The organism is Streptomyces hyaluromycini (assembly GCF_002217755.1).
Classification (GTDB): Bacteria; Actinomycetota; Actinomycetes; order Streptomycetales; family Streptomycetaceae; genus Streptomyces; species Streptomyces hyaluromycini.
This window is the reverse complement of record NZ_BCFL01000005.1, coordinates 1-1,097: the sequence shown is the minus strand read 5'-3', so window position 1 is coordinate 1,097 and position 1,097 is coordinate 1. Positions and strand designations below refer to the sequence as shown.

Annotated in this window: 1 protein-coding gene; it reads right to left on the bottom strand. The window is 65.4% G+C overall.

What is annotated here, in order from left to right; translation table 11 throughout:
• Nucleotides 1–40 precede the first annotated feature (40 nt).
• Entirely contained in the window at nt 41–880 is an 840-nt protein-coding gene (locus SSP29_RS00035) for an IS5 family transposase (RefSeq protein ID WP_089098377.1), read from the bottom strand.
• Nucleotides 881–1,097: the final 217 nt, after the last annotated feature.

Here is a 1,097-nt window from a genome sequence, read left to right as displayed (position 1 = left end):
AAAGAGCGTTTTGTCCCGCCGAGGTTGTTTGGTTCGAGGTTCAGGTGTCGCGCCAGTTCAGGGTGGATTCGCGAGTGAGTCTGCGGCTTATGAGGTCGATCATCGCGACGTGGATTATGGCTTCGGAGCGGTGGGGGTGGGTTTCGTAGTCGCGGGCGAGTCGGCGGTGATGCATGAGCCAGCCGAAGGTCCGCTCGACGACCCAGCGTCGCGGGATCACCTTGAATCCTTTGACGCCGGGGTCGCGTTGGACGACTTCGACGTCGATGCCGAGGCGGGCGCCGTGGTCGATGGCTTTGGTGCGGTAGCCGGTGTCGGCCCATGCTTTGGTCACGCGGGGGTTCGTGGCGGCGATGTGGGACATCAGGTGTATGCCGCCGGCGTTGTCGGAGACGCTCGCTGCGGTGACCCAGACAGCCAGGAGCAGGCCGAGGGTGTCCACCCCGATATGGCGCTTGCGGCCTGCGATTTTCTTGCCGGCGTCGATGCCCTGGCTGGTCGCGGGCACGTTCGCGGAGGTCTTCACGCTCTGCGCGTCCAGCACGCAGGCGGTTGGCTCGCTGTCGCGGCCTTCGGCTTCCCGGACCAGGCGCCGCAGGAGGCCGTTGAGTTGGTCGAAGATGCCTTCCTTCTGCCAGGCGGCGAAGTAGCCGTAGACCGTTTCCCATGGCGGGAAGTCGTGGGGCAGGTAACGCCAGGCAATGCCGGTGCGGTCGACGTAGAGGATGGCGTCCATGAGGCGTCGCAGGTCATGCTCGGGCGGGCGACCGATGTCGAGACCCTTGCCTCTGCGCTCGGCCCGCCAAGTGGTGAGCGTGGGCTCGATCAGTTCCCAGCGCGCATCGGAGAGGTCGCTGGGATACGGGCGGTGTCGCGTCATGTTTCGGTAGTACCGTCGAGCAGGCCGCCTCCCCAGGGCGCAAACGAGGTCAACCGGGGGCGCGCTGGGATCAGACAGGAGCAAACGCAACGAAACGGGTCGCCGAACGACGACACGAATCCCTTGCCCCGCATTAGGCACGTCTGCCCCGAGAACCCCATACCGGCTCGGTCTGCGAATCGCCACCAAACAACCTCGGCGGGACAAAACGCTCTTT

Coding starts and splice junctions, on each gene's coding strand:
- SSP29_RS00035 (WP_089098377.1), bottom strand. CDS start 880: ATGACGCGACACCGCCCGTATCCCAGCGACCTCTCCGATGCGCGCTGG.